The 24,007-nt window shown below is 64.7% G+C and carries 20 protein-coding genes and 3 pseudogenes; 10 read left to right on the top strand and 13 right to left on the bottom strand.

All coding sequences use genetic code 11. The annotated features are described in order from the left end of the window. The first annotated feature begins 252 nt into the window (after nucleotides 1-252). Nucleotides 253-1,152: a DMT family transporter gene (locus H8A95_RS20775; protein WP_229184779.1), complete on the top strand. Its 900-nt coding sequence runs from the start codon at nucleotides 253-255 to the stop codon at nucleotides 1,150-1,152. 18 nt (nucleotides 1,153-1,170) lie between these two features. On the opposite strand, the pseudogene H8A95_RS20780 reads toward H8A95_RS20775, so the two are convergent. From H8A95_RS20780 to H8A95_RS20805, 6 genes and pseudogenes are all read right to left on the bottom strand, one after another. Beyond that, nucleotides 1,171-1,605, bottom strand: a pseudogene (locus tag H8A95_RS20780) (EamA family transporter); the annotation flags it as partial. A gap of 132 nt (nucleotides 1,606-1,737) precedes the next feature. Beyond that, a pseudogene (locus H8A95_RS20785) lies at nucleotides 1,738-2,207 on the bottom strand (DUF1178 family protein). Beyond that, nucleotides 2,204-3,082, bottom strand: coding sequence for a carbon-nitrogen hydrolase family protein (locus tag H8A95_RS20790; RefSeq protein WP_229184780.1), 879 nt, complete (start codon nucleotides 3,080-3,082; stop codon nucleotides 2,204-2,206). Before H8A95_RS20790 ends, H8A95_RS20785 begins: the two are co-directional and overlap by 4 nt. Further along, nucleotides 3,082-3,354 (bottom strand): glutaredoxin 3, encoded by a 273-nt coding sequence (grxC, locus tag H8A95_RS20795; protein WP_229184781.1) that lies wholly within the window; start codon nucleotides 3,352-3,354, stop codon nucleotides 3,082-3,084. The genes H8A95_RS20790 and grxC overlap by 1 nt, the downstream gene beginning before the upstream one ends. Nucleotides 3,355-3,384: 30 nt before the next feature. Then, nucleotides 3,385-4,194 (bottom strand): ComF family protein, encoded by an 810-nt coding sequence (locus H8A95_RS20800; RefSeq protein WP_229184782.1) that lies wholly within the window; start codon nucleotides 4,192-4,194, stop codon nucleotides 3,385-3,387. 57 nt (nucleotides 4,195-4,251) lie between these two features. Then, nucleotides 4,252-4,842, bottom strand: a complete 591-nt coding sequence (locus H8A95_RS20805; protein ID WP_229184783.1) for a macro domain-containing protein — start codon at nucleotides 4,840-4,842, stop codon at nucleotides 4,252-4,254. A 117-nt stretch (nucleotides 4,843-4,959) separates the two neighbouring features. On the opposite strand from H8A95_RS20805, the gene H8A95_RS20810 reads away from it, so the two are divergent. Continuing rightward, nucleotides 4,960-5,802 carry a methyltransferase domain-containing protein gene (locus H8A95_RS20810; RefSeq protein ID WP_229184784.1) on the top strand — a complete coding sequence of 281 codons (843 nt, stop codon included), beginning with the start codon at nucleotides 4,960-4,962 and terminating at the stop codon, nucleotides 5,800-5,802. 432 nt (nucleotides 5,803-6,234) lie between these two features. Here the strand turns inward: H8A95_RS20810 and H8A95_RS20815 are convergent, their stop codons facing one another. Further along, nucleotides 6,235-6,645: a (deoxy)nucleoside triphosphate pyrophosphohydrolase gene (locus tag H8A95_RS20815; RefSeq protein ID WP_229184785.1), complete on the bottom strand. Its 411-nt coding sequence runs from the start codon at nucleotides 6,643-6,645 to the stop codon at nucleotides 6,235-6,237. A gap of 171 nt (nucleotides 6,646-6,816) precedes the next feature. Between H8A95_RS20815 and H8A95_RS20820 the strand changes: the two genes are divergently transcribed. Next, a complete protein-coding gene (locus H8A95_RS20820; RefSeq protein WP_229184786.1) occupies nucleotides 6,817-8,166 on the top strand; it encodes a pilus assembly protein TadG-related protein in 1,350 nt (449 codons plus the stop codon). Nucleotides 8,167-8,453: 287 nt separating this feature from the next. On the opposite strand, the gene argJ is transcribed toward H8A95_RS20820, so the two are convergent. After that, nucleotides 8,454-9,713: a bifunctional glutamate N-acetyltransferase/amino-acid acetyltransferase ArgJ gene (gene argJ / locus H8A95_RS20825; RefSeq protein WP_229184787.1), complete on the bottom strand. Its 1,260-nt coding sequence runs from the start codon at nucleotides 9,711-9,713 to the stop codon at nucleotides 8,454-8,456. Nucleotides 9,714-9,954: 241 nt separating this feature from the next. Further along, nucleotides 9,955-10,908: a peptidylprolyl isomerase gene (locus tag H8A95_RS20830; protein ID WP_229184788.1), complete on the bottom strand. Its 954-nt coding sequence runs from the start codon at nucleotides 10,906-10,908 to the stop codon at nucleotides 9,955-9,957. A gap of 380 nt (nucleotides 10,909-11,288) precedes the next feature. Here H8A95_RS20830 and secA point away from each other — a divergent pair. Next, nucleotides 11,289-14,152, top strand: a pseudogene (gene secA / locus H8A95_RS20835) (preprotein translocase subunit SecA). 456 nt (nucleotides 14,153-14,608) lie between these two features. On the opposite strand, the gene H8A95_RS20840 reads toward secA, so the two are convergent. The 3 genes from H8A95_RS20840 to H8A95_RS20850 form a co-directional block, all read right to left on the bottom strand. Further along, complete coding sequence (locus tag H8A95_RS20840) at nucleotides 14,609-14,989, bottom strand: cupin domain-containing protein (RefSeq protein WP_229184789.1); 381 nt, start codon at nucleotides 14,987-14,989, stop codon at nucleotides 14,609-14,611. A 189-nt stretch (nucleotides 14,990-15,178) separates the two neighbouring features. Continuing rightward, a complete protein-coding gene (locus tag H8A95_RS20845) occupies nucleotides 15,179-15,613 on the bottom strand; it encodes a VOC family protein (RefSeq protein WP_229184790.1) in 435 nt (144 codons plus the stop codon). 185 nt (nucleotides 15,614-15,798) lie between these two features. Next, nucleotides 15,799-16,662, bottom strand: coding sequence for a hypothetical protein (locus H8A95_RS20850; protein WP_229184791.1), 864 nt, complete (start codon nucleotides 16,660-16,662; stop codon nucleotides 15,799-15,801). 171 nt (nucleotides 16,663-16,833) lie between these two features. Here H8A95_RS20850 and H8A95_RS20855 point away from each other — a divergent pair, with 171 nt between their 5' ends. Beyond that, on the top strand, nucleotides 16,834-17,112 hold the full coding sequence (locus H8A95_RS20855; protein WP_229184792.1) for a metal/formaldehyde-sensitive transcriptional repressor: 279 nt from the start codon (nucleotides 16,834-16,836) through the stop codon (nucleotides 17,110-17,112). Between the two features lie 18 nt (nucleotides 17,113-17,130). Here the strand turns inward: H8A95_RS20855 and H8A95_RS20860 are convergent, their stop codons facing one another. Beyond that, entirely contained in the window at nucleotides 17,131-17,574 is a 444-nt protein-coding gene (locus H8A95_RS20860) for a MarR family winged helix-turn-helix transcriptional regulator (protein ID WP_038387042.1), read from the bottom strand. A gap of 214 nt (nucleotides 17,575-17,788) precedes the next feature. Here H8A95_RS20860 and H8A95_RS20865 point away from each other — a divergent pair, with 214 nt between their 5' ends. From H8A95_RS20865 to H8A95_RS20885, 5 genes are all read left to right on the top strand, one after another. Then, nucleotides 17,789-18,934 carry a substrate-binding domain-containing protein gene (locus H8A95_RS20865; RefSeq protein WP_233287144.1) on the top strand — a complete coding sequence of 382 codons (1,146 nt, stop codon included), beginning with the start codon at nucleotides 17,789-17,791 and terminating at the stop codon, nucleotides 18,932-18,934. A 65-nt stretch (nucleotides 18,935-18,999) separates the two neighbouring features. Continuing rightward, complete coding sequence (locus H8A95_RS20870) at nucleotides 19,000-20,184, top strand: substrate-binding domain-containing protein (protein ID WP_229184794.1); 1,185 nt, start codon at nucleotides 19,000-19,002, stop codon at nucleotides 20,182-20,184. Between the two features lie 182 nt (nucleotides 20,185-20,366). Then, nucleotides 20,367-21,881: an amidase gene (locus tag H8A95_RS20875; protein ID WP_229184795.1), complete on the top strand. Its 1,515-nt coding sequence runs from the start codon at nucleotides 20,367-20,369 to the stop codon at nucleotides 21,879-21,881. A gap of 42 nt (nucleotides 21,882-21,923) precedes the next feature. Further along, on the top strand, nucleotides 21,924-22,781 hold the full coding sequence (locus tag H8A95_RS20880) for a branched-chain amino acid ABC transporter permease (RefSeq protein WP_229184796.1): 858 nt from the start codon (nucleotides 21,924-21,926) through the stop codon (nucleotides 22,779-22,781). Nucleotides 22,782-22,785: 4 nt separating this feature from the next. Further along, nucleotides 22,786-24,003, top strand: a complete 1,218-nt coding sequence (locus tag H8A95_RS20885; protein ID WP_229184797.1) for a substrate-binding protein — start codon at nucleotides 22,786-22,788, stop codon at nucleotides 24,001-24,003. Nucleotides 24,004-24,007: the final 4 nt, after the last annotated feature.

Genomic DNA, 24,007 nt, shown 5'->3' on the forward strand with positions numbered 1-24,007 from the left:
TAGCCACCGGCCCGAATTGTTGACGACAGCGCGCGTCGTCGCAGGCACTGCCAGGGTTTCGCGGCGACCTGCTTGTCTGACAGGAGTGCCCCAAACCGCTCCCTGTGGTTATGGGTCCCTGCTTTCGCAGGGACGACAGTGAGCTTGTGGCCGCCGTGCAGGCCTGTCATGCACCGTTTTGGTTGACCGCATCAGCCGCAATCGGCAGGCTGCGTGTGTAACCCCGCCCCGCCACGTTCTCCTCATCCCCGCATGTTCACGATCGTCTCGCTCTGGATTCCCTTCACGATCGTCGCTGCGTTCGGGCAGGTTGCGCGCAATGCGATGCAGCGGCAGCTGACCGGACCGCTCGGGACCTGGGGCGCGACCAATATCCGCTTCCTGTTCGGCCTGCCGTTCTCGGTGGTGTTCTTCGTGCTGGCGGTGCTGCTGACCGGCGATCGCGTGCCGTGGCCGGCGGCCTCGTTCTGGCCGTGGCTGTTGTCCGGCGCGCTCAGCCAGATCGTCGGCACCGGCTTCATGCTGCTGGCGATGAACGACCGCTCCTTCGTGGTGACCACGGCCTACATGAAGACCGAGGCGATCCAGACCGCGATCTTCGGCTTCATCTTCCTCGGCGACCATCTCACGACGCCTAAGGTGATCGCGATCGTGATCGCGACCGTCGGCGTTGTCGTCACTGCGCTGCGGCCGGGCGGCTCGCGGCGCTTTGCCGATCTGCGCCCGACCGTGCTCGGCCTCGGCGCCGCCGCCGTGTTCGCGATCTCGGCGGTGAGCTTTCGCGGCGCGATCATCGCGGTGCCCGGCGTCTCGTTTGTCACGGCGGCCTCCTGCACGCTGATGTGGAGCCTGTTCGTGCAGACGCTGATCCTGTCGGTCTATCTGTTGCTGCGCGCGCCCGACGTGCTGCGGAAAATCCTCGGCCTGTGGCGGCCCTCGATGTTCGCAGGCTTCATGGGCGCGTTCTCCTCGCAGTTCTGGTTCCTGGCGTTCGCGCTCACCGCCGCCGCCAATGTGCGCACGCTGGCGCTGATCGAGGTTCTGTTCGCGCAGGGCGTGGCGTATTTCTCGCTCAAGCAGCCGTTCTCGCTGCGTGAAGTGCTCGGCATCGTCCTGATCGTGATCGGCGTCGCGCTGCTGATCGCCGCGTAGACTCGAAAACGCTTTACCCTTGACGGCAATCAGCACTGCGCCGGCCGAGATCAGCGCGATCCCGATCCAGCCATAGGCCGAGGGACGTTCGCCGAGGAAGGTAACGCCGAACAGCGCCACCAGCACGACGCTGAGCTTGTCGATCGGCGCGACCAGTGTGGCGGGACCGAGCTTGAGCGCGCGGAAATAGCAGATCCACGAGGCGCCGGTGCCGAGCCCGGACAGCAGCAGGAACAGCCAGCTTTTGGTCGAGATCGGCCCGGATTGGCTGAATTGCCCGGTGGCGAACAGGATCGCCGACAGCGTGATCAGCACGACCACGGTGCGGATCAGGGTGGCGAGATCGGAGTTGATGCCCTCGACGCCGACCTTGGCGAAGATCGCGGTCAGTGCGGCGAATACGGCCGAGAGAAACGCCCAGACCTGCCAGGAAGACAATGTTTCGGGGCTCATTCGGGACGCTCGGCCGGGTTGGCCCCACCCGTCATTGCGAGCGAAGCGAAGCAATCCATGGTGCAACAAGTCCGAAGCTGGATTGCTTCGTCGCTTCGCTCCTCGCAATGACGAGGATCGAAGCGGTTCGCCCTAGTTCCGGTCTTCCGGCAGCGTCGGCAGCGGCGAGACCTCGACGCCCTCGTCGATCAGGGCGCGCGCCTCTTCCGGCGAGGCCTCGCCGTAGATCGGCCGGTGCTCGATGTCGCCGTAATGCATCTTGCGCGCTTCGTTGGGGAAGCGCTCGCCGACATTGTCGGCGTTCTTCACGATATGGTCGCGCAGCTCCTTCAGCTTGCTGCGCAGCTCGCGCTCGTGCGCCATCATCAGCGACGTCGATTCACTGGCCGGTGCCTCGACGGGAGCGGCGGCGCCGGCCGAGCCGGTTCGCGACCCTTCTTGCTGACGACCTGGGGCGCCATGATGGCGCGCTCGATCTCGGTCGAGCCGCAGGCCGGGCAATTGATCAGGTGACGCCGCTCCTGCGATTCATAGGCTGAGGAGCTCTGGAACCAGCTCTCGAACTGATGGCCGCGCTCGCAGCGCAGCGTGTAGCGGATCATGCCGAACCCCGGACGAGGTGCAGATGCTCCGGGCCGGCCTTGGGGTCGGCAATGCCGAAGCGCCTGCCATGTTGCAGCGAGGGAATAGTCTTGCGCGCGGTCTCGACCTTGGCGGGATCGATCTCGGCCAGGAACACGCCCGGCTCGACGCCGCCCTCGGCCAGGATCTCGCCCCAGGGGTCGATGATCAGCGAATGGCCGAAGGTCTCGCGCTTGTTCTCATGCAGGCCCGCCTGCGCCGCCGCGAATACGAAGCAGCCGGTCTCGATGGCGCGGGCGCGGAGCAGCGTGTGCCAATGCGCTTCGCCGGTCTTGCGGGTGAAGGCGGACGGCACCGTGAGGAAGGATGCGCCGGCTTCGGCGAGCGCGCGATAAAGCGCCGGGAAGCGCACGTCGTAGCAGATCGTCAGTCCGATCCGGCCCCAGGGCAGGTCGGAGATCACGGCGGTCTCGCCGGGCTGGTAATTGGCCGATTCGCGATAGCTCTCGCCGCCCGGCAGGTCGATGTCGAACATATGGATCTTGTCGTAGCTCGCGAGCACATTGCCCTCGGGCCCGATCAGGAACGAACGGTTGACCGCCTTCTCCGGCGAGTAGCGCAGCGCCAGCGAGCCGATATGCAGATGGATCTTCAGCTCGGCGGCGAGCGCGCGATACGCCTGCAGCGACTTGTCGTCCTCTTCGCTCGCTAAGTGCTCGAACAGCGCCTTGCGGTTCAGCTGCATCATGTTGCTGACCTCGGGGGTCAGCACATATTTGGCGCCCTGCGCTGCCGCTTCGCGGACCAGCCGCGTGCCCTGCTCGAGGCTCGGCTCCGGCAGCAGCCCGGTGCGCATCTGCACCATGGCGGCGGTGAAAATGTTGTCTGTGCTCATCAGGCGCCGCCTCCGTTGCTAAGCAGGCCGTCGAGCTTGCCCTCGCGGTCGAGCGCGTAGAGCTCGTCGCAGCCGCCGACATGGGTCTTGCCGATGAAGATCTGCGGGAAGGTCGTCCCGGCGCCGACGCGATTGTACATTTCGTCGCGATAGGCCGGGTTGCTGGCAACGCTCAATTCGGTGAACGCCGCGTTCTTGCGCGTCAAAAGCGATTTGGCCGCGGTGCAATAACCGCAGCCCGGGCGGGTGTAGATTTCAATGGCAGCGGTCATGGTGTGCTCGGTTGAACCAGAATACTCAGATTATATGGGAGCGCGGTGCTGCTCGACAACCCGGGCAAACACCAGCACGTCGACCTGCGCCGCCTTCGCCCGTAACAGCGCTCGGGCGCAGGCATCCACTGTCGCACCCGAGGTCAGGACGTCGTCGACCAGGATCACCCGGCGGCCCTGGATGTCAGCCTTGCGTTCATCGGCGACCCCGAATGCGCCCTGCACATTGCTGGCGCGGTCCTTGCGCGACAGTCCGATCTGCTGCTCGGTGGCGCGGACGCGCCGTAGCGCCTCCGACACCATTTTGACGCCGCTCTGGCGCGCGATCACCTTGGCGAGCGCGCCAGACTGGTTGTAGCGCCGGCTCCAGCCGCGCCGCCAGTGCAGAGGAACCGGAACCAGCATGTCGGCGCCGTCGAGCAATTCCTTTCCCGCCCGCGCCATCCAGCGACCCATTGTCGGCGCCAGATCGGTGCGATCCTGGAATTTTAATGCGTGCACCAGTGTGCGTGCGACGTCGTCATAGCGCACCGCGGCGCGGGCGCGTTGATAGGCCGGTGGGTTAGCGATCGCCTCCATCGACAGCAGCTCGGGACCTGGATCGTAGACGAAGGGAATGCCGAGCCGCGGGCAGAACGGCGGCGCGATGAACGACAATTTGGCCCAGCAGTCCGCGCAGACGCCCTCGCCATGAACCGGCTCGCGGCACGACACGCACAGCGTCGGCAGCGCGATGTCGAGCGCCAGCCGCGCGGTGCGCAGCCACGCGCCGCCGACCGCGCCGAGCGCGCGCTGAACGTGACCGGTAATGGAGCGTGTCGGTGATGCCTCGGCGTCCATGGCGGGCGAGGCTAGCGTTTGGGCAACGCGGGCTCAAGGCGCAAGGCGTCGCCCCTTTCACGACAGCATCTCGTGGTGTTCGCGCAAGATTGCCCGCGCGCCGCGCTTCTCGATGCCCCGGCCGCCCATGATCGCGTCATAGGCAAGCCGCATCTGGCGGGCAGCTGCCTGAGGCGCAACGGCACCAATTCCGGTGCCCAATCCGGGAACAAGCAGAGTCCGAATTGGCGCCTTTGTACGGGCATTGTGGGCCAGGACGGCAATCAGCGCAGCTCGGAACGCAAGGTACACATTGACGGTCGCGCTGATGTCCGATGGTACCCGCATGGTTGGTGCACTGACCAGGAATGGAATGCAGTCGTGACCGGTCGCGACGATAGCGGCTTGCCCAACCGGCAATTCGCCGTGGTGGTACTCTGCAATCGCGGCCTGCAGGTCGGTCTGAAGCGTCCAGCCGAAGAACTTCGAGTACAGAAGGTCGATTCCGCCATCCATAAAGCCAAAGCTGTTCGCCGGGCTGACGATGGCATCTGCCTTGTGTTCGAAAATGTCGCCACGAGATGCGCGCACCTCGGGCAGGTCGGCGAAGGCAAGCCCCCAAGCCTTGACCACGCCGGCGTTGATATCCCGTAAGTGTACCGCAAGCATGGGAATAATCCTGGTGAGTGGACGATGGCTGCGTGCAGCCCGCGTCAGGCTAGCGGCTCGCCGGATTCGTCTCAAGCAACGCATTGCCTGCGGCGGCGGTCCGGCGTAACCAGCGGCATGACAACGACCCCGGCCACGGCCCCGATTTTGTTCGATCGCGCATTGCTCGGCGCGCGGCTGGCGCGTGCGCAGGTCGCGGGGGCGGCGACGTTCCTGCTCGAGCGAGCCACGGAGGATATGGCGGACCGCTTGCAGGCGGTGTCGCGCAGCTTTTCTTCAGCAGCCGATGTCTGGACGCCGGGTGACGGGCTTGCGGAGGTCCTGCGCGGGCGTGTGGCATCAGTCGGTGCGATCGGATTCGCTGAGGCAGAATCGCTCGGCCTGTCGCCGGAGACGCTCGATCTCGCGGTCTCGGCACTCGCCTTCCAGTTCGTCAACGATTTGCCGGGCGTGCTGGCGCAGATCCGCCGGGCGCTGAAGCCGGACGGGCTGCTGCTTGCTGCGATGCTCGGCGGCGATACGCTGACCGAGCTGCGGCAGAGTTTTGCTGCCGCGGAGGCCGAGTGCGAGGGCGGGGTGTCGCCGCGCGTCGCGCCGTTCGCCGATCTGCGCGACATCGGCGCGCTGTTGCAGCGGGCAGGATTCGCGCTGCCGGTCACCGACGTCGACCGCGTCGTGGTGCGCTATGCCAGCGCGTTCGCGCTGATGGCCGACCTCAGGCGCATGGGCGCGACCAACGTGCTGCGCGAGCGCCGCCACACCCCGACCCGCCGCGCCACCATGCTGCGCATGGCGCAGATCTACGGCGAGCGCTTCGCCGACGCCGACGGCCGCATCCGCGCCACCTTCGACATCGTCTGGCTGTCCGGCTGGGCGCCGCATGAAAGCCAGCCGAAGCCGCTGAAGCCAGGCTCGGCGAAGGCGAGCCTTGAAGCGGCGGTGAAGCAGGTGAAGCGCTGAAGCGTGAGGTGAGCACGCTGCTCAGGCTCCCTCCCCCGCAAGGAAGGGCAATCGCACGTGACAAGAAATTCGGAGTTACCGAACGAAAACACCAGAATCGTTCCGCATTCGATTCCGCTTCGTTCGCGATCCGATTCAGTTTCAGGCCGCATCTCCGGGCCACATGCGATTCCCCATACCCCGCAAGGGGGGAGGGAGCCCGTCCATCGTGCGTCCCTTACGGTCGGCCCCGCTCATCGTGCGCCAGCGAGGTCACAGCGATCCAACCTCTCTCACAAGGTGGGCGACGGCTGCTCGCACGATTTCGGAATAATGGAATTGTGCCGGTGAGTTGCCCGACGTGTCAAGTCGTCGTGCTGAACGCCGGGCTACTTTGCATGGGGTTGTTTTCGATATTTTGGCAAGGCGCCTCCCCCGCAAGAGAGGTGACGGTCACAGCAGCAGATCCACCAGATGCGGCAGCAGCGGGATGTCGGCCGGCGGCATCGGATAGTCGCGGAGCTTGTTGGCGCGGACCCAGGCGAGGTTCTGGCCCTCGCGCGCCGCCGCCAGGCCCTCCCAGCGGCGGCAGATGTAGAGCGGCATCAAGAGATGGAAGGTCTCGTAGGCATGGCTGGCGAAGGTCAGCGGGGCGAGGCACGGCTCGCTCACGGTGATGCCGATCTCCTCGTGCAGCTCGCGGATCAGGGTCTGTTCCGGCCGCTCGCCGGGCTCGATCTTGCCGCCGGGGAATTCCCACAATCCCGCCAGCGCCTTGCCTTCGGGACGCTGCGCCAGCAGCACGCGCTTGTCGGCGTCGACCAGCGCGCAGGCGACGACGAGGGTCAGCTTGATGTCAGCCATGGAGCAGGGATTTCCTTCCGATCTGCAAGCTTTCATTAACCAGCAATGCGCCGCCCGGCCAAACGATTTGTGCCGGTGGCTGTTTCTGCATCCGCGATAAGCCGGCCTTAATTCGCAACCGGCAGGGTGAAGCGGTTTATCTACCCATCAAATTCTCTGCCGATATAACCCATGAGCACCTTGATCCGGACCATCAGCCGTTTCCGTCGCGATCGCTCCGGCAATATCGCGATGACCTTCGGCCTTGTTTTGCTGCCGCTCGTCGTCGCGGTCGGATGCGCGGTCGACTATTCCCGCGCCAACCAGATCCGCAGCAAGCTGATCTCCGCCGCCGACGCGGCGAGCGTGGGGGCGGTCGCCAAGCAATCGCCCGGCTTCATTGCCGCCGGCGCCATGACCTCGGACGGTGAGATCTCGGCGGGCGAAGCCGACGCGCGGAAGATCTTCAGCGGCAACGTCTTCAACCAGAACGGCTTCACGCTGACCAGCGTGACACCGACCATGACCAAGAGCGGCGGCACGATCACCTCGACGGTCCAGTTCACCGCGGATGTCCCGACCATGTTCCTCGGCGTCATCGGGCAGAGCAAGATGACCGTGACGGGTACGTCGACCGCGACCGCGAACATGCCGCTCTATATCGATTTCTATCTGCTGCTCGACAATTCACCGTCGATGGGCGTCGGCGCCACGCCGACGGACGTCGCCGCCCTGGTCAAGGCCACCACCGGCAACAGCTTCAAGCCGAACGACCAATGCGCCTTCGCCTGCCACGACTACAACGACCCCAACAACTACTACAATCTGGCGAAATCGCTTGGCGTGACGACGCGGATCGACGTGCTGCGCAGCGCGACCCAGCAATTGATGGATACCGCGGCGTCGACCCAGACCTATTCGAGCCAATTCCGGATGGCGATCTACGACTTCGGCGCGTCCTCGGCGACCTATGGCCTGCGAAGCCTGTTCACCCTGTCGTCGAGCCTGTCGAGTGCAAAGTCGGCGGCCGGCAACATCGATCTGATGGGCGTCTACGGCAACAACGATGCCTATACCGCGGACAAGGACAGCCAGTTCACGACGATTTTTCCGCAGATCAACAGCCAGATCGGAAACCCGGGCGCCGGTACGTCGTCGGCGCCGATGAAGTATCTGTTCTTCGTTTCCGACGGCGTGGCCGACGAGCCGAATTCAAGCTGCCTGAAGCCGATCACCGGCAGCAATCGCTGCCAGTCGCCGATCAATCCGGCGCTGTGTGATGCGATCAAGAAGCGCAACATCAAGATCGCGGTGCTCTACACCACCTATCTGCGGCTGCCGACCAACAACTGGTACATGACCTGGATCGATCCGTTCAATCAGGGTCCGTTCGGTCCGTCGCCGAACAGCCAGATCGCGCAGAACATGCAGGCTTGTGCGTCGCCGGGCTTCTATTTCGAGGTCAGCCCGACGCAGGGCATTGCGGACGCGATGAACGCGCTGTTCAAGAAGGCCGTCGCCGACGCGCGGATCAGCAGCTAGAGGCGCTCTCACCGTCACCCTGAGGAGGCCGCGAAGCGGCCGTCTCGAAGGGTCGACGGCCCGACCCTCTCCATTCGGCGACATAGGGGCCGTGCATCCTTCGAGACGCGCTACGCGCTCCTCAGGATGACGGGTTAGCACCGTCGTTGCGAGCCACCCGGTCGGCGCGAAGCGCCGCCGGATCACAGGCTCCGTGAACCAATCCATCTGACCGCATGCTCGGACGGATGGATTGCATCGTCGCTTCGCTCCTCGCAATGACGGAGATAGCGGGCGACCTGTAGCGCTTACGACCGGTAATCGCCGTTGATCGCAACGTACTCCTTGGTGAGGTCGCAGGTCAGCACGCGGTCTTTGGCCTTGCCGAGGCCGAGCGCGACCTTGATCTGGACCTTCGGCGCCTTCATCGCCTCCGACACCTCTTTCTCATCGTATGACGGATCGCGCGCGCCGCTCTTGGCGACGCGGATGCCGTTGAAGGAGATCGAGAGCTTGTCGCGGTTGGCGGGTTCGCCGGCCTTGCCGACCGCCATCACCACGCGGCCCCAATTGGCGTCCTCGCCGGCGATTGCGGTCTTCACCAGCGGCGAATTGGCGATCGACATCGCGATCTTGCGCGCCGACGGTTTTGTCGTCGCGCCCTCGACCACGACCTCGACCAGCTTGCGCGCGCCTTCGCCGTCGCGGGCCACCTGTTCGGACAGATTGGCAAGGATCTGCTGGAACGCCTTGGTGAAGGCCTTCAGACGCGGGTCGCTGGCGCGCGAAATCTTCGGCGCGCCATTGGCTGCCGCGGCGCCGGTCGCGAAGGCGAGCAGCGTGTCCGAGGTCGAGGTGTCGCCGTCGATGGTCAGCGCATTGAAGGTGTCCTCGACGCCGGCCTTGAGCAGCGATTGCAGCACGCCGGCCGACAGCGGCGCGTCGGTGAAGATGAAGGACAGCATGGTCGCCATGTCGGGCATGATCATGCCGGCGCCCTTGGCCATGCCGTTGATCGTCACCTTGGCCTTGCCGAGCTTGACGGTCGCGGTGGCGACCTTCGGGAAGGTGTCGGTGGTCATGATGGCTTTGGCCGCGTCCATCCAGAGGTCCGGGGTCGCGGTCTCCGCGAGCTGCGCCAGCACGCCGTCGAACTTGGTGGCATCGAGCGGTTCGCCGATCACGCCGGTGGAGGCGAGGAATACGTCCGAGGTCGAACAACCGACCGCCTTCGATGCGATCTGCGCGGTCAGCGCGGTGGATGCCTTGCCGGTCTTGCCGGTGAAGGCGTTGGCGTTGCCGGAATTGACCACCAGCGCGCGGGCCGATCCTTTTTTAGAAGATCCCGCGCCCTTCAGCTTGGCACGGCACCATTCGACCGGCGCCGACGGGCACTTCGACTTGGTGAAGACGCCGGCCACCGTGGTGCCCTTGTCCATCAGTGCGAGCAGCACGTCGGTGCGCCCCTTGTAGCGGATGCCGGCGGCAGCGGTCGCAAGGCGCACACCCGCGATCACGGGCATCTCGGGAACGTCAGGCGGGGCGAGGGGGGAGACGGCGGTGGACATCGGGAGGCTTCCGGCTACGGGGAGGGAAGCGCTGCATAACATCTCGCCGACTGAAGCGGGAGAGGGCTGTGGCGCGAACGCGCTACGGCGTCGTCCCGGCGAAAGCCGGGACCCATAACCACCGTCATCAATTGTTCACGCAGGGACGACAGTTACGAGTGTGGCCGTGGCGGTGCCCCAAAAAGCAAATGGCCGGGACGAGCCCGGCCATCGCGCATTGAAGCTGTTGGTGTCGCGAAGCTTACTTCTTCGCCGGCGCCATCTTGTTGTCGGCGGGCTTCGGCGCATCCTTGGCCGTATCGGCCGGCGGGGTGGTGGCCTTCGGCGCGTCCTTGGCCGCATCGGCGGCCGGCTTGTCCATGCGCTCGACCTTGGCGGCCTCGCGCAGCTTGGCGACGTAGTCGGCCTGCGCCTTGCGGGTCACATAGGTCTCGATCTGGGCCTTCACCTGCTCGAAGTCGGGCGCCTTGCGGTTGCGCTTTTCCTCGACCTTGATGATGTGCCAGCCGAACTGCGACTTGACCGGATCGGAAATCTTGCCCGGCTCGAGCGCGAAGGCGACCGCGGAGAATTCGGGCACCATCTGCTCCTTGGTGAAGAAGCCGAGGTCGCCGCCGTCAGAGGCGCCGGGATCCTTGGACTTCTTCTTGGCGAGCTCGGCGAAGTCCGCGCCCTTGTCGAGCTCGGCCTTGATCGCCTTGGCCTCGTCCTCGGTCTCGACCAGGATGTGGCGGGCGCGCACTTCCTGCTCGCCGGTGATCTGCTTGGAGGCCTCTTCATAGACCTTCTTCATGGCGTCGTCGGTGGTCGCGGCCTTGCCCTCGCTGGCGAGCAGGCTGTCCATCAACAGGCGGTTGCGGGTGAAGGCGAGCCGCTTCTTGAAGTCGTCATTGTTCTCGATCTTCTTGTCCTCGGCGGCCTTGGACACGATCTTCATGTCGATCAGGAAGGACAGCACATTGTCCTTCTTGGCCGCCGGGTCCATCTGCGCCAGGCTCGGGCCGAGTTCCTCCTCGGCGAGCGCCACGTCGCTGGCGTGGATCTCGGAACCGTTGACCTTCGCCAGCACCGGGTCGGATTCCGCGGCGCGGACCGGAAGGCCGGCAGCCAGCACTGCGACAAGACAGCCCGTGGCGGCCAGGGTGGCGAGGCCGAGGCGCAGGCCGGTTTTGGTTTCCGGGGGCGAGGTGGTCATGCAAAATCCTTGTCTCAAAGGGGGGAAGCTCGAGCGGGGCGGACACTCGCCCAATCGTGTTACATTGGCAACGCGAAAGTCTTGTCAAAATGATGAATTCCTTGACATCTTGGCGGCGTTGACAACCCCCCGACCGGGCCATATCTCTGGCCGACCATGTCAGCGGTGAGAGCGCTTATTTTGCTGCGTTTTTCGCCGTTGAACCCAGGATGGCCTGTTTCCCACTCAATTGGCGGAGGAGCCCCGGGTCGGGGCTCGAACCGCAGCGCGTCACGGTGAGTTGATAGGCGATCCGGCGGACCATCTCAGGCTGTATTCCAAGACTTGAAATCCAACACTGAACCAAGACCGAACTCGAGACCGAAGAACAGGAATTTCGCATGATCGGCGCGCTCGCCCGCAAGTTTTTCGGCTCCGCCAACGACCGTCGGGTCAAAGGGTACCAGTCCCGCGTCAGCGCCATCAACGCGCTGGAGCCCGAGCTCGTCAAACTGTCCGACGACGAACTCAAGGCCCGCACCGCCGAATTCAAGCAGCAGCTCGCGAGCGGCAAGACGCTGGACGACCTTCTGGTTCCGGCCTTCGCCACGGTGCGCGAGGCGGCCAAGCGGACGCTCGGCCAGCGCCATTTCGACGTTCAGCTGATCGGCGGCATGGTGCTGCACGAGGGCGACATCGCCGAGATGAAGACCGGTGAAGGCAAGACGCTGGTCGCGACCCTTGCGGTCTACCTCAACGCGCTCGCCGGCAAGGGCGTTCATGTCGTCACCGTCAACGACTACCTCGCCCGCCGCGACTCCGGCTGGATGGGCCAGATCTATGCGTTCCTCGGGTTGACCACCGGCGTGATCGTGCACGGCCTCGACGACGCCGAGCGCAAGGCGGCCTATGCCTGCGACATCACCTACGGCACCAACAACGAATACGGCTTCGACTATCTGCGCGACAACATGAAGTATCGCCTGGAGGACATGGTCCAGCGCGAGCACTTCTACGCGATCGTCGACGAAGTCGACTCCATCCTGATCGACGAGGCGCGCACGCCGCTGATCATCTCCGGCCCGCTCGACGACCGTTCGGATTTCTACAACACCATCGACACCTTCATGCCGATGCTCGTCAAGAAGGATGACTACGAGGTCGACGAGAAGCAGCGCACCGTGACGCTGACCGAAGGCGGCATGGAGAAGCTCGAGAACCTGCTGCGCGATGCCGGCCAGCTCAAGGGCGACTCGCTGTACGACGTCGAGAACGTCTCGGTCGTGCATCACGTCAACCAGGCGCTGCGCGCCCACACGCTGTTCACGCGCGACAAGGACTACATCGTTCGCGATGACGAGGTCGTCATCATCGACGAGTTCACCGGCCGCATGATGCAGGGTCGGCGCTATTCGGAGGGCCTGCACCAGGCGCTGGAAGCCAAGGAGCACGTCACGGTCCAGCCCGAGAACCAGACGCTGGCCTCGATCACCTTCCAGAACTATTTCCGAATGTACCAGAAGCTGTCCGGCATGACCGGCACGGCGCTGACCGAAGCCGACGAACTGTTCGACATCTACAAGCTTGAAGTCGTCGAGATCCCGACCAACCTGCCGGTGGCGCGTCTCGACGAGGACGACGAGGTCTACCGTACCCAGAACGAGAAGTACGCCGCGATCCTTGCCGAGATCGAGCGCGCCAACAAGCGGCTGCAGCCGGTGCTGGTCGGCACGGCGTCGATCGAGAAGTCGGAAGTGCTGGCCGAGTACCTCAAGAAGCACGGCTACAAGCAGATCGATTTCGGCTCCGAGTCCGGCATGGACAAGCTTTATGCGGCCGCCCGCGCGGCAAGCCGGCAAAACTGTTCGCGGTGCTGAACGCGCGCTTCCACGAGCAGGAAGCCTATATCGTCGCCGAAGCCGGCGTGCCGGGCGCGATCACGATCGCGACCAACATGGCCGGCCGCGGCACCGACATCAAGCTCGGCGGCTCGCTCGAGATGCGAATTCAGCAGGAGACCGCTGACATCACCGACGAGGCCGAGAAGGCCAAGAAGATCGAGCAGATCAAGGCCGACATCGAGCGCTTCCGCGAGATCGTGCTGAAGGCGGAGGAGGACTTCGAGGTCGAGCCTGCCAAGGGCAACAAGCCCGCCAAGACCGTGAAGAAGCCGGGCGGCCTCTACATCATCGGCTCCGAGCGCCACGAATCCCGCCGCATCGACAACCAGCTGCGCGGCCGTTCCGGCCGTCAGGGCGACCCCGGTCGCTCGAAGTTCTTCCTGTCGCTGGAAGACGACCTGATGCGCATCTTCGGCTCCGACCGGCTCGACAGCATGTTGCAGCGGCTCGGCCTGCAGGAAGGCGAGGCCATCATCCATCCGTGGATCAACAAGGCACTCGAGAAGGCGCAGCAGAAGGTCGAGGCGCGCAACTTCGACATCCGCAAGAACCTGCTCAAGTTCGACAACGTCCAGAACGACCAGCGCAAGGTGATCTTCGACCAGCGCGTCGACCTGATGAAGGACGACAGCGTCGTCGAGACCGTGACCGACATGCGCCATGCCTTCGTCGAGGACGTGGTCACCAAGCACATCCCCGAGCACGCCTATGCCGAGCAGTGGGACACCGCGGGGCTGAAGGAAGAGCTGAAGCGCGTGCTCGATGTCGATCTGCCGGTCGACGAATGGGCCAAGGAAGAGGGCATCGCCGACGAGGAGCTGCTCAACCGCATCGAGACCCATGTCGACGAGCGCATGGCGGCGAAGGTCGCGCAATGGGGTCCCGACGTGATGCGTTACGTCGAGAAGACCATCCTGTTGCAGACGCTCGACCATCTCTGGCGCGAGCACCTGATCATGCTCGACCATCTGCGCCAGGTGATCGGCCTGCGCGGCTACGGCCAGCGCGATCCGTTGCAGGAGTACAAGACCGAGGCCTTCAACCTGTTCCAGGAGATGAGCGCGCATCTGCGCGAGGCGGTCACCGCGCAGCTGATGCGGGTCGAGATCGTCCCGCCGGACGAGCCGCCGCAGCCGCTGCCGATGATGGAAGCGCACAAGCTCGATCCCAACACCGGCGAGGACGAGTTCGCACGCGCCAGCCTCACCGAAGCGACCTACGCCCAGGCCTCGCTGGCGCCGGCAATGTCCGCCGCCGACCGCAATCCGAACGATCCCACAAGCTGGGGCAAGGTCGGCCGCAACGAGGATTGCCCTTGCGGGTCAGGCAAGAAGTACAAGCACTGCCACGGGCGGTACGCGTAACGCAGTTCGACCGGTGAGTTCAGGCGTCACCGCTTGGCGAGAGGGCATCCGTCCTCGCCCGCCGGGCGAAACGCCTGATCGCCCGGAATCTGTGCGGTGGCTGTCCCGCCGCAGGAGAATGCCAGACAGCCCAACAGCACCGCGAGATGTGGCAACCTCATGGTTCACCTCGGTGTCGGAGTGGACGGCGCCGATCCTACTTGTTCTTCATTCTATTATCGACGGACGAATAGGAAGGTGCCAAACCGGGTGAACCCTGCGCGTCACTTCCCAAGATGCTGCCGACCAAACTGGTGCTTGCTGACCTTCGGAGGTACCGCGAATGGATGATGCTCGCAATCTTGCGGTGCAAGCACCGCCACGGAAGGTACACGTAAGCTGCGAGTGCAATGAGTCGGGCGTGCGGAGCAGACGTGCGCAATTCATCGCGCCTGCTCTTCGTCCGATGGCCGTCGGTTATTTCGGGGTGTCGTAAAGCGGCTTGCCCTTGTCGACAATATGGACGGTCAGCAGCTTGATCGTCTTGTCGCCGACGACCTTGTAGGCGCCGTGTGGCGTATTCCGTACGTTGAAGCCAACGGCACCGGTCGGAACGGGCAGCTGCTTTCCATCAGGCAATTCGATGGTCCCACCCTCGAGGAAGTAATAGGATTCATCGCCGTGATGGATGTGCAGTGTTGAGATGTCACCGGGCTTCAACTCGCTGATGCTCGTGACGACTTCCATGTTCGTCCCGGTCAGGTCGCCACGCTTCAGCTCTTTTCGAAACGGTGAGTCCTGTGCGCTTGCCGACGTGACCAGCATTGCAGCCAAAGCAATTCCGATGATCGCCTTCATGGAAATCGTGCCTCCCTGGAAACAGCGCGAAGTATCGCCACCCAGCTTCTTGGAAATTTCGCGTGCCGACAAGATCGTTGCGCTGACCTTGCTACATTCCGCATCGCAAACGCGAGCCTGGTCTCACCTGAGAAGACGCGATCGCGACGCGGCGGACCATTGGCCCGCCCGTCGCAGGCGCATCGCCGTTCAGCCGGCGTAAGCCTTGTCGAGATCGGCGATCACGATCTTCTGCATCTTCAGCATCGCCTGCATGACGCGGTCGGCCGCCTTGCGGTCGGGGTCGCTGAGATAGCGGCTCAGTGCTGTCGGGATCACCTGCCAGGACAGGCCGAAGCGGTCCTTCAGCCAGCCGCAGCGCGATTCCTGGCCGCCATCGGTGAGCTTGCCCCAGAAATAATCTACCTGCTCCTGGGTCTCGACGCTGAGGAAGAACGACACCGCCTCGTTGAACTTGTGCTGCGGCCCGCCATTGAGCGCATAGAACCGCTGCCCCTCGAGCTCGAAGCTCGCCATGAAGTCGCTGACGGTCTCGATCTCGGCGTTCGGGAACACCGATTTGTAGAAGGCGACGGCATCGCGGACGTTGTTGTCGAGCCAAAGGAACGGCGTGATCGAAGTCATGGGCGGAGTCCTTGTTGACCGGGAGGGGACGGACCTTCGCGCCGGAGCGCAAAGGCGATACCGCGGGCGGGCCCAGGGCGGGCAGGGGTCCGTTCGCGGCGTTCGCTCCTGAGGACGAACCGGCAAGCGATCCTCCGACATTGGCCGGTCGGTTTTTCTGTGGTCCGCGGCAAGGCCCTAAGGCGCTACCACGCGATCTGACTGTGTGCGGGCCGGTCGGTGAGGAGTGGCTTGCCGAACAGCGAGGGCACGAGGTCGTCGAGGAAAAGCAGCAATTGGGCCCGGAAGCCCGGTCCGGTCCCTCCGGCGCGGTTGAGCGGGATGATCGCCTCGGCCGCCACCTGCCAGGTCACGGCGACATAGGCAAAGCCCGGGTTCGCGGTCGCCGCCGTCGCCTGGCCGCGGGGGCTGTCGAACCTGAATTCGACCAGCGGAACCAGCTGATTCAACGGTTCATCCTTGGGCGGCCCGCCGTCGAAGCGCTTGGTCAGATAGAGGGTGCTGTACTGGACCGAAAAGCCCCAGTGCAGCGTCTCGACGGCAGGGGAGAGAACGGTGTCGAACCGGCCGGTGACCGGATTGGGCGCCAGGGCCATGCCGCCGGAGCCGATCGGAACTTCGTCGACGACCGCGGCCGTGACGGCGAATGGCCGCATCCACGACAGCGAATCCGGGAGATCGCCAAACCCCTTGCCGAAGAAGATGCCGGGTTGAATCGTATCGGGCGCATCAGCGCCGATCGCGACCGCGCCGGAATGACCAATGCCCCAGGCGAGGCCAATCGAGACCAGCATCTCGTGGCGGTTGTCGCGATAGGCCTCGTATTTGAGGCCGATATTGGTCTTGTCGAAGCCCGATGTGCGGCCGGTCGGCCAGCTCTGATGGACCCACGAACTGTCGACGGTGAAAGCGAGGCTCGGCGTGAGCAGCCGGGCAAAGGCCCCGTTGATGCGATTCTCGACGACGTCGCTGCCCTGCGCGGGGGAACCGAGATAGTTGAAGTTCGGCAGGATGAGTTCGTCGGCGACGGCCGGATCGTCGATGGTCATGGTGCCGGCGAAATAGCGGTTGCCGGCGATGCCGTGCGCGCCGGCCGATTGCGCCCATAACATCGGCACGATCAGGAGGGCGCCGCTGCGGCATATCGGCTTCATCGACATCATTTCGGCCGGCCTTTTGCCGCTTGCTCGATATAGGGTACCCCCCTATATTAGATCGTCATGTCGCACACGATCAAGAACAAGTCGAAGCTCGTCGGCCGCATCCGGCGCATCAAGGGGCAGGTCGAGGCGGTCGAACGCGCGCTCGAATCCGAGCTCGGCTGTGCCGACGTCCTGATGCTCGTCGCCTCGGTGCGCGGTGCCGTGAACGGACTGACGGCCGAACTGCTCGAGGAGCATATCCGTCATCACGTCGTCGATCCCGCGCATGAGAAGGACCCCGCAAAGGCCCAAGGTGCCGCTGATCTGATCGACGTCGTGCGCACCTATCTCAAGTGAACGCGACCAGAAGCGGCCTCAGTTGGCGCTGCCGATCAGGCTTTCCAGCAGGCGCTTGAGCTCGGTGGTCGACTTGTCGCCATAGCTCTCGACGATGTGCTCTTCCTGGCTCACCGCCAGCGAGTTCAGGCGCCGGCACAGCGCCTTGCCGCGGTCGGAGACGAACATCAGCACCTTGCGGCGATCCTTGGGGTCCTGCACGCGATAGACCAGTGCGTCCGACACCATGCGGTCGATCATCTTGGTCAGCGTCGGATGGTTGAGCAGCACAGCATCCGCAAGCTCGCCCATCGAGTGGCCGTTGCCGTCGGACAGCACTTTCAGGATGCGCCACTGCTCGACCGGCACGCCTTCCTTGGCCAGCCGCGTCTCCAACTGCCGGTTGATCTCCCGGTTGGCTTGCGCGAGCAGGTAGGTGAGGTGTTCGGTGATCGGGGAATTTTCTTTCGGCGGTTTAGCCACGGCGTGAGACCTGGTTCCTGACCCGGTGAATGAATGTCCGGCAACGCATGCCATTTCTATATGCACTTCAATTGTTGAATATTCAATATTTTCCCCTAGGATATTCCCCCAACCAAAGGGCGGATGCCGCGACCGCCCGCTGGCTGCGTTGCGTACTGCTTCCCAGACAGGAGTTGGCGTGCTCTCGACGGACTCTTTCCAGGCGTATGGCGGCATGCCCGTCGCGCCGCCGCACCTGTTTCGAAATCCGTCGTCCTGCGCGGCCGATCTCGCTTTGACCGTCAAGCCGGGCTCATTGCGCCGTGGCGGCACCGACAGCAAGCTTCGGATCGGCAATTTCATCACCTTCTCCGGCGCGCCCGGCATCTGGGGGCCGATCTCCGCCAACAGCGTCATGCTCGCGGTCGCCGAGATCAACCGGGGCGGCGGCATCCGCGGCCGTGAGGTCGAGTTGTCGATGTACGACGCCGGCGGTCCGATCGACGAGGTCGTGCGCCGCGCCGAGCAGGCGATCGCCTTCGACGAGATCGACGTGATCATGGGCTCGCATATCTCGGCGGTCCGCCTCGCGCTGCGCAAGGTCACGAGCGGCCGCATCCCCTATGTCTACACGCCGGTCTATGAGGGCGGCGAGCGCACGCCCGGCGTGATGGCGATCGGCGAGACGCCGAGCGCCGAAAGCCGCCCGGCGATCCACTGGCTCACCGAAGCCAAGAAGGCACAGCGCTGGTATTTGATCGGCAGCGACTATGTGTGGCCCTGGCAATCGCACCGCGCGGTGAAGCGCTACATCAAGGAGGCCGGCGGCCAGGTGGTCGGCGAGGAGTTCGTCCCGCTCGGCGAGGACGATCACGAGCCGCATCTGGCGCGGATCCGCGCCGCCAAGCCCGACGTCGTGCTGATCACCCTGATCGGCACCGACAGCATCACCTTCAACCGCGCCTTCGCCGAGGCCGGGCTTGCCGCCGGCACGCTGCGTTACGCGGGCGCGATGGACGAGACCGTGCTGCTCGGCATCGGGCCTGACGCGACGGAGAACCTGTTCTGCGCTTCCGGCTATTTCGGCTGCGTCGATTCCCGCGCCAATGACGAGTTCCAGACCAGCTATCGCGCGATGTTCGGGGCGCATGCGCCGCCGATCGGCTCGGTCGGGCAGTCCAATTATGAGGGGATGCGCTTCCTCGAAGCGGCGGCCAATCGGGCCCGCTCGCTGTCGATGGGGCCGTTGTCGGCCGCGGCGCGCAACGTCGTCTATGCCGGCGCGCGCGGCACCGTGACCATTCGCGACGGCCGCGCCGAAATGCCGATCTATCTTGCCGAAGCCGACGGTCTCGACTTCAATGTGATCAAGACGATCTAGCGTGGCACCGTCGCCCGCGGGGGCGATGCCGTGGGGCGGCGTGCCGGTGCCAGACAGGAGCAGGTGTGCATTCGACGCGCAACGTCACGGCAAGAAACCTTCCATTCCCGCCGTCCCTGCTGTTCAGGAACCTGGCGTCGGCGACGTCGGATCGCGTGCTTGCGCCGATGGATCGTGGCGGCTTCGGACCGCGCGGCGCGCGCAACCGGCTGCGGATCGCCGGCTTCGTCTGTTGCTCCGGTTCGCCCGGGATGTGGGGGCCGGCCGCGACCTCGAGCGCGCAGCTCGCGGTCGCCGACATCAACCGCCGCGGCGGCATCCTCGGCCGCGAGATCGAGTTCTCGGTCTATGACGCCGGCGGGCCGATCGAGGGCGTGCGCGACCGCGCCGAGCAGGCGATCGCGTCCAACGACGTCGATCTCGTCATGGGCATGCACACCAGCGCGGTGCGCGTCGCGCTGCGTAACCTGATCACCCGCAGCAGGATCCCCTACATCTACACGCCGGTCTATGAGGGCGGCGAACGGACGCCGGGCGTGATCGCGATCGGCGAGACGCCGCGCTGGCAGATGCGGCCGTCGATCCACTGGATGGCCGAGGCCAAGCGCGCCTCGCGCTGGTACCTGATCGGCAGCGACTATGTCTGGCCATGGCAGTCGCACCGCGCGGTGAAGCGCTACATCAAGGAGACCGGCGGCCTCGTGGTCGGCGAGGAGTTCGTGCCGGTCGGCGAGGACGATCACGAGGTACATCTGGAGCGGATCCGCGCGGCGAAGCCCGACGTCGTGCTAATCTCGCTGATCGGCACCGACAGCGTGACCTTCAACCGCGCCTTCGCCGATGCAGGGCTCGCCCCCAGCACGCTGCGCCTTGCCGGCTGTTTCGACGAAACCTCGCTGCTCGGCATCGGCGCCGACAAGACCGAGAACCTGTTCTGCGCCTCCGGCTATTTCCCTTCTGTCGGCTCACGCGATGGCGACGATTTCAGGGACCGCTATCGCGCGATGTTCGGTCCGTTCGCGCCGCCGATCGGGTCATGCGGCGAGGGCGCCTATGAAGGCTTCTGCCTGCTGGAGGCGGCCGCCAACCGGGCCGGCACGCTGGACACGCGGCCGCTGCTCGCGGCAGCCGACAACCTCGTCTATCGCAGTCCGCGCGGTCCGGTCACGGTGCGCAGCGGCCATGCCAGGATGCCGATGTATCTTGCCGAAGCCGACGGCCTCGACTTCAGGGTGATCAAGACGATCTGAGCGAGCGGCGACAGCCTCGTCGGAAGGTTTTGCGAAATAATACTTGAAAAGGAAAATATTTCCGTTTTCAATACGGCAACGGGGTGAGCGGTTCGCGCGGAGCAACGCGCAGCTCGCTGCCCTGCGTCCAGGGATCCGATCCAGGAATCAAATCCAAAGATCAAAAGCTTCAGGAGAGCGCCGTGACTGTCGTCCTTCCCACGCCAACGCAACTTCGTGCCGTCGCCGAGCAGTGCGGCCTGTCACTCACCGAAGAGGACGTGGCCTCGTTCCGCGGCCTGATGCAGGGCTCGATCGATGCCTACAACCTCGTCGCCGCGATGCCGGACGAGCTGCCCGAAGTGAAATATCCGCGCACGCCCGGCTATCGCCCGGCGCCGGAAGACAACAAGCACAACGCCTGGTACCGCAAGTCGACGGTGAAGGGCGCAGCCTCCGGCAAGCTCAAGGGCAAGACGGTCGCGCTGAAGGACAACATCATGCTGGCCGGCGTGCCGATGACCAACGGCTCGTCGACGCTGGAAGGCTACATTCCCGATTTCGACGCCACCATCGTCACGCGGATGCTGGATGCCGGCGCCGAGATCGCCGGCAAGGTGCATTGCGAACACTTCTGCCTGTCCGGCGGCAGCCACACCAACTCTTACGGCGCGGTGCACAATCCGCACAAGATGGGCTACTCGGCCGGCGGCTCGTCGTCGGGCTCCGGCGTCGTGGTCGCGCTCGGCGAGGTCGACATGGCGATCGGCGGCGATCAGGGCGGCTCGATCCGCATGCCGTCCTCGTTCTGCGGTACCTACGGCATGAAGCCGACCTGGGGTCTCGTGCCTTACACCGGCATCATGCCGATCGAGATCTACGTCGACCACACCGGTCCGATGACCGCGACGGTGGAAGACAATGCGCTGCTGCTCGAAGTGCTCGCCGGCGATGACGGTTATGACCCCCGCATCAAGGCGCCGAAGGTCGAGGACTACACCAAGGCGCTGGGCAAGGGCGTCAAGGGCATGAAGATCGGCATCCTCAAGGAAGGCTTCGAGCAGCCGACCGCGGAAGCCGCCGTGAATGAGAGCGTGCACGAGGCGGCCAAGCGCTTCAAGGATCTCGGCGCCAGCGTCGAGACGGTATCGATCCCGATGCACATGCTCGGCGGCGCGATCTGGACCCCGATCGGCACCGAAGGCCTGACCCAGACCATGATGTTCGGCGACGGCTATGGGCTCAGCCGCGGCGACCTCTATTCCACCTCGCTGATGGATCACCATCGCGGCTGGCGCCGGCAGGCGGACTCGCTGTCCGAGACCACCAAGCTGTTCATGCTGCTCGGCACCTACATCAACAACAATTTCGGTCCGCGCTTCTACGGCAAGGCGCTCAACATCTCCCGCCGGCTGACCGCGGCCTACGACAAGGCCTTCAAGGATTACGATCTGCTGCTGATGCCGACCACGCCGATGAAGGCGACGAAGTTGCCCGAAGCCAACGCCAGCCGCGAGGAATACGTCGCCCGTGCGCTGGAGATGATCTCGAACACCGCGCCGTTCGACATCACCCATCACCCGGCGATGTCGCTGCCCTGCGGCATGGTCGACGGTCTCCCGGTCGGCCTGATGCTGGTCGGCCGGATGTTCGAGGAAACCACCATCTACCGCGCCGCGCATGCTTTCGAGCAGGCGGGCGACTGGAAGAAGATGTGAGGCGCCGCTTGTCGCAGACACAAGGTCGATGGATCGAACACCATGGCTAGCACCTTCGCCGCGGTGTTCGAGATTGTGAGCTTCGGCGCGATCATCGTGCTGGTCGTGCTCGGGCTCGGCATCATCGCCAGCATGATGGGCATCTTCAACTTCGCGCAGGGCGAATTCGTCCTGCTCGGAGCCTACGTCACCTATCTGGCCTACGCCCATGGCGCGCCGGTCTGGGCCGGCATGGTCGCGGCGCCCGTCGTAGTCGGCGCGATCGGCTTTGTGCTGGAGGCACTGATCATCAGGCGCTTCTACGCCGCGCCGATCGTGGCGATGCTCGGTACCTATGCGCTCGGGCTGATCATCCGCGAAAGCGTGCGCGGCCTGATCGGCGGCTTCTATCTCACGGTGCCGGAGCCGATCGGTGGTTCGATCGACCTCGGCTCGGTCCACATCTCGGCCTGGCGCTTCACCATCATCGTGATCACGCTCTTGGTGATGGGCGGCTGCTATCTGCTGCTGTCGCGCACCTCTTTCGGGCTTCGGGTCCGTGCCACGCTGGAAAACCCGGCGCTGGCGCGCGCGTCGGGTATCTCGACGCCCTTGATCTACGGCGCGACCTTCGCGTTCGGCGCGGCGCTGGCCGGGCTTGCCGGCGCGCTGATCGTGCCGGTGTTCAGCCTGTTTGCCGATCTCGGCATCCGCTTCCTGATCCAGGGCTTCGTCGCCGTGATGGTCGGCGGGGTCGGCTCCTTCATCGGTCCGGTCGCCGGTGCCGGTGTGATCGGCACGCTCAGCGCGGCCCTGCCGTGGGTCATGTCGCCCGTCGTCGCCGACGTCCTCGTCTTCGTGCTTGCCATTGCCTTCATCAAATTCCGCCCGCAGGGCCTCATATCGGGAAAAGGGGTTTAGTCTGATGTTCGATCGCACCAATCTCACGCGCCGCCGCTTCATGAGCAATTTCGCCTTCGCGACCGGCGCGCTCGCCACCGGGGTGGGAAGCTGGGTGGTCAGGCCCGATTGGGCCAACGCCGCCGAGGGCCCGATCAAGGTGGGCATCGCGACCGACCTGACCGGCCCGATCGCCTATGCCGGCAACGCCGACGCCAACGTCGCCAAGATGGTGATCAAGGAGATCAACGCCGGCGGCGGCCTGCTCGGCCGGCCGCTCGAGCTCTATATCGAGGACACCGCCTCGAACGAATCGGTCGCGGTCGGCAACGTCCGCAAGCTGATCCAGCGCGACAAGGTCGACATGGTGCTGGGCGGCATCACCTCCTCGATGCGCAACGCGATCAAGGACCCGATCGTGGCGCGCGGCAAGACGCTCTACATCTATCCGCAGCTCTACGAGGGCAAGGAGTGCACGCCCTATCTGTTCTGCACCGGGCCGACGCCGGCGCAGCAATGCGACGAGTTTATTCCCTGGCTGATCAAGAACGGCGGCAAGAAGTTCGCGCTGCCGAGCGCCAACTATGTCTGGCCGCACACGCTCAACGTCTACGCCCGCAAGGTGATCGAGGCCAATGGCGGCGAGGTCGTGTTCGAAGAGTATTACCCGCTCGATCAGGTCGACTTCTCGTCCACCGTCAACCGCATCATCTCCAACAAGGTCGACGTCGTCTTCAACACCGTGATCCCGCCGGGCGTCGGCCCGTTCTTCAAGCAACTCTATGAAGCCGGCTTCCTCAAGAGCGGCGGTCGGCTCGCATGCGTCTACTATGACGAGAACACGCTCAACATCAATCAGGCCAACGAGATCGAGGGGCTCGCGAGCTGCCTCGACTACTTCAAGGTGCTGACCAAGGAGGATCCGTTCAACGCCAAGATCCAGGCGGCCTATGAGAAGGATTTTCCCGGCAACTTCCTGTTCGCGGCCGGCAGCGCCGCCACCGGAACCTATCGCGGCCTCAAGCTGTGGGAAGCCGCGGTCAAGGAGGCCGGCAAGGTCGACCGCGACTCGGTCGCGGCCGCGCTCGACCACGCCAAGATCGCCGAAGGGCCCGGCGGGCCTGCCGAAATGGTTCCGGGCAAGCGCCACTGCAAGATGAAGATGTACACCGCTGTTGCCAAAGGCGGGAACTATGAGATCGTGGCGCGCAGTGCCGGTCTCGTCGATCCCAAGGAGTGCTGAGCAG

This window comes from Bradyrhizobium oropedii (assembly GCF_020889685.1).
GTDB classification, from domain to species: domain Bacteria; phylum Pseudomonadota; class Alphaproteobacteria; order Rhizobiales; family Xanthobacteraceae; genus Bradyrhizobium; species Bradyrhizobium oropedii.

Excerpts from the sequence above, each read along its gene's own strand:
- H8A95_RS20775 (WP_229184779.1), top strand. The coding sequence starts at position 253 with ATGTTCACGATCGTCTCGCTCTGGATTCCCTTCACGATCGTCGCTGCG.
- H8A95_RS20790 (WP_229184780.1), bottom strand. The coding sequence starts at position 3,082 with ATGAGCACAGACAACATTTTCACCGCCGCCATGGTGCAGATGCGCACC.
- grxC (WP_229184781.1), bottom strand. The coding sequence starts at position 3,354 with ATGACCGCTGCCATTGAAATCTACACCCGCCCGGGCTGCGGTTATTGC.
- H8A95_RS20800 (WP_229184782.1), bottom strand. The coding sequence starts at position 4,194 with ATGGACGCCGAGGCATCACCGACACGCTCCATTACCGGTCACGTTCAG.
- H8A95_RS20805 (WP_229184783.1), bottom strand. The coding sequence starts at position 4,842 with ATGCTTGCGGTACACTTACGGGATATCAACGCCGGCGTGGTCAAGGCT.
- H8A95_RS20810 (WP_229184784.1), top strand. The coding sequence starts at position 4,960 with ATGACAACGACCCCGGCCACGGCCCCGATTTTGTTCGATCGCGCATTG.
- H8A95_RS20815 (WP_229184785.1), bottom strand. The coding sequence starts at position 6,645 with ATGGCTGACATCAAGCTGACCCTCGTCGTCGCCTGCGCGCTGGTCGAC.
- H8A95_RS20820 (WP_229184786.1), top strand. The coding sequence starts at position 6,817 with ATGAGCACCTTGATCCGGACCATCAGCCGTTTCCGTCGCGATCGCTCC.
- argJ (WP_229184787.1), bottom strand. The coding sequence starts at position 9,713 with ATGTCCACCGCCGTCTCCCCCCTCGCCCCGCCTGACGTTCCCGAGATG.
- H8A95_RS20830 (WP_229184788.1), bottom strand. The coding sequence starts at position 10,908 with ATGACCACCTCGCCCCCGGAAACCAAAACCGGCCTGCGCCTCGGCCTC.
- H8A95_RS20840 (WP_229184789.1), bottom strand. The coding sequence starts at position 14,989 with ATGAAGGCGATCATCGGAATTGCTTTGGCTGCAATGCTGGTCACGTCG.
- H8A95_RS20845 (WP_229184790.1), bottom strand. The coding sequence starts at position 15,613 with ATGACTTCGATCACGCCGTTCCTTTGGCTCGACAACAACGTCCGCGAT.
- H8A95_RS20850 (WP_229184791.1), bottom strand. The coding sequence starts at position 16,662 with ATGACCATCGACGATCCGGCCGTCGCCGACGAACTCATCCTGCCGAAC.
- H8A95_RS20855 (WP_229184792.1), top strand. The coding sequence starts at position 16,834 with ATGTCGCACACGATCAAGAACAAGTCGAAGCTCGTCGGCCGCATCCGG.
- H8A95_RS20865 (WP_233287144.1), top strand. The coding sequence starts at position 17,789 with ATGCCCGTCGCGCCGCCGCACCTGTTTCGAAATCCGTCGTCCTGCGCG.
- H8A95_RS20880 (WP_229184796.1), top strand. The coding sequence starts at position 21,924 with ATGGCTAGCACCTTCGCCGCGGTGTTCGAGATTGTGAGCTTCGGCGCG.
- H8A95_RS20885 (WP_229184797.1), top strand. The coding sequence starts at position 22,786 with ATGTTCGATCGCACCAATCTCACGCGCCGCCGCTTCATGAGCAATTTC.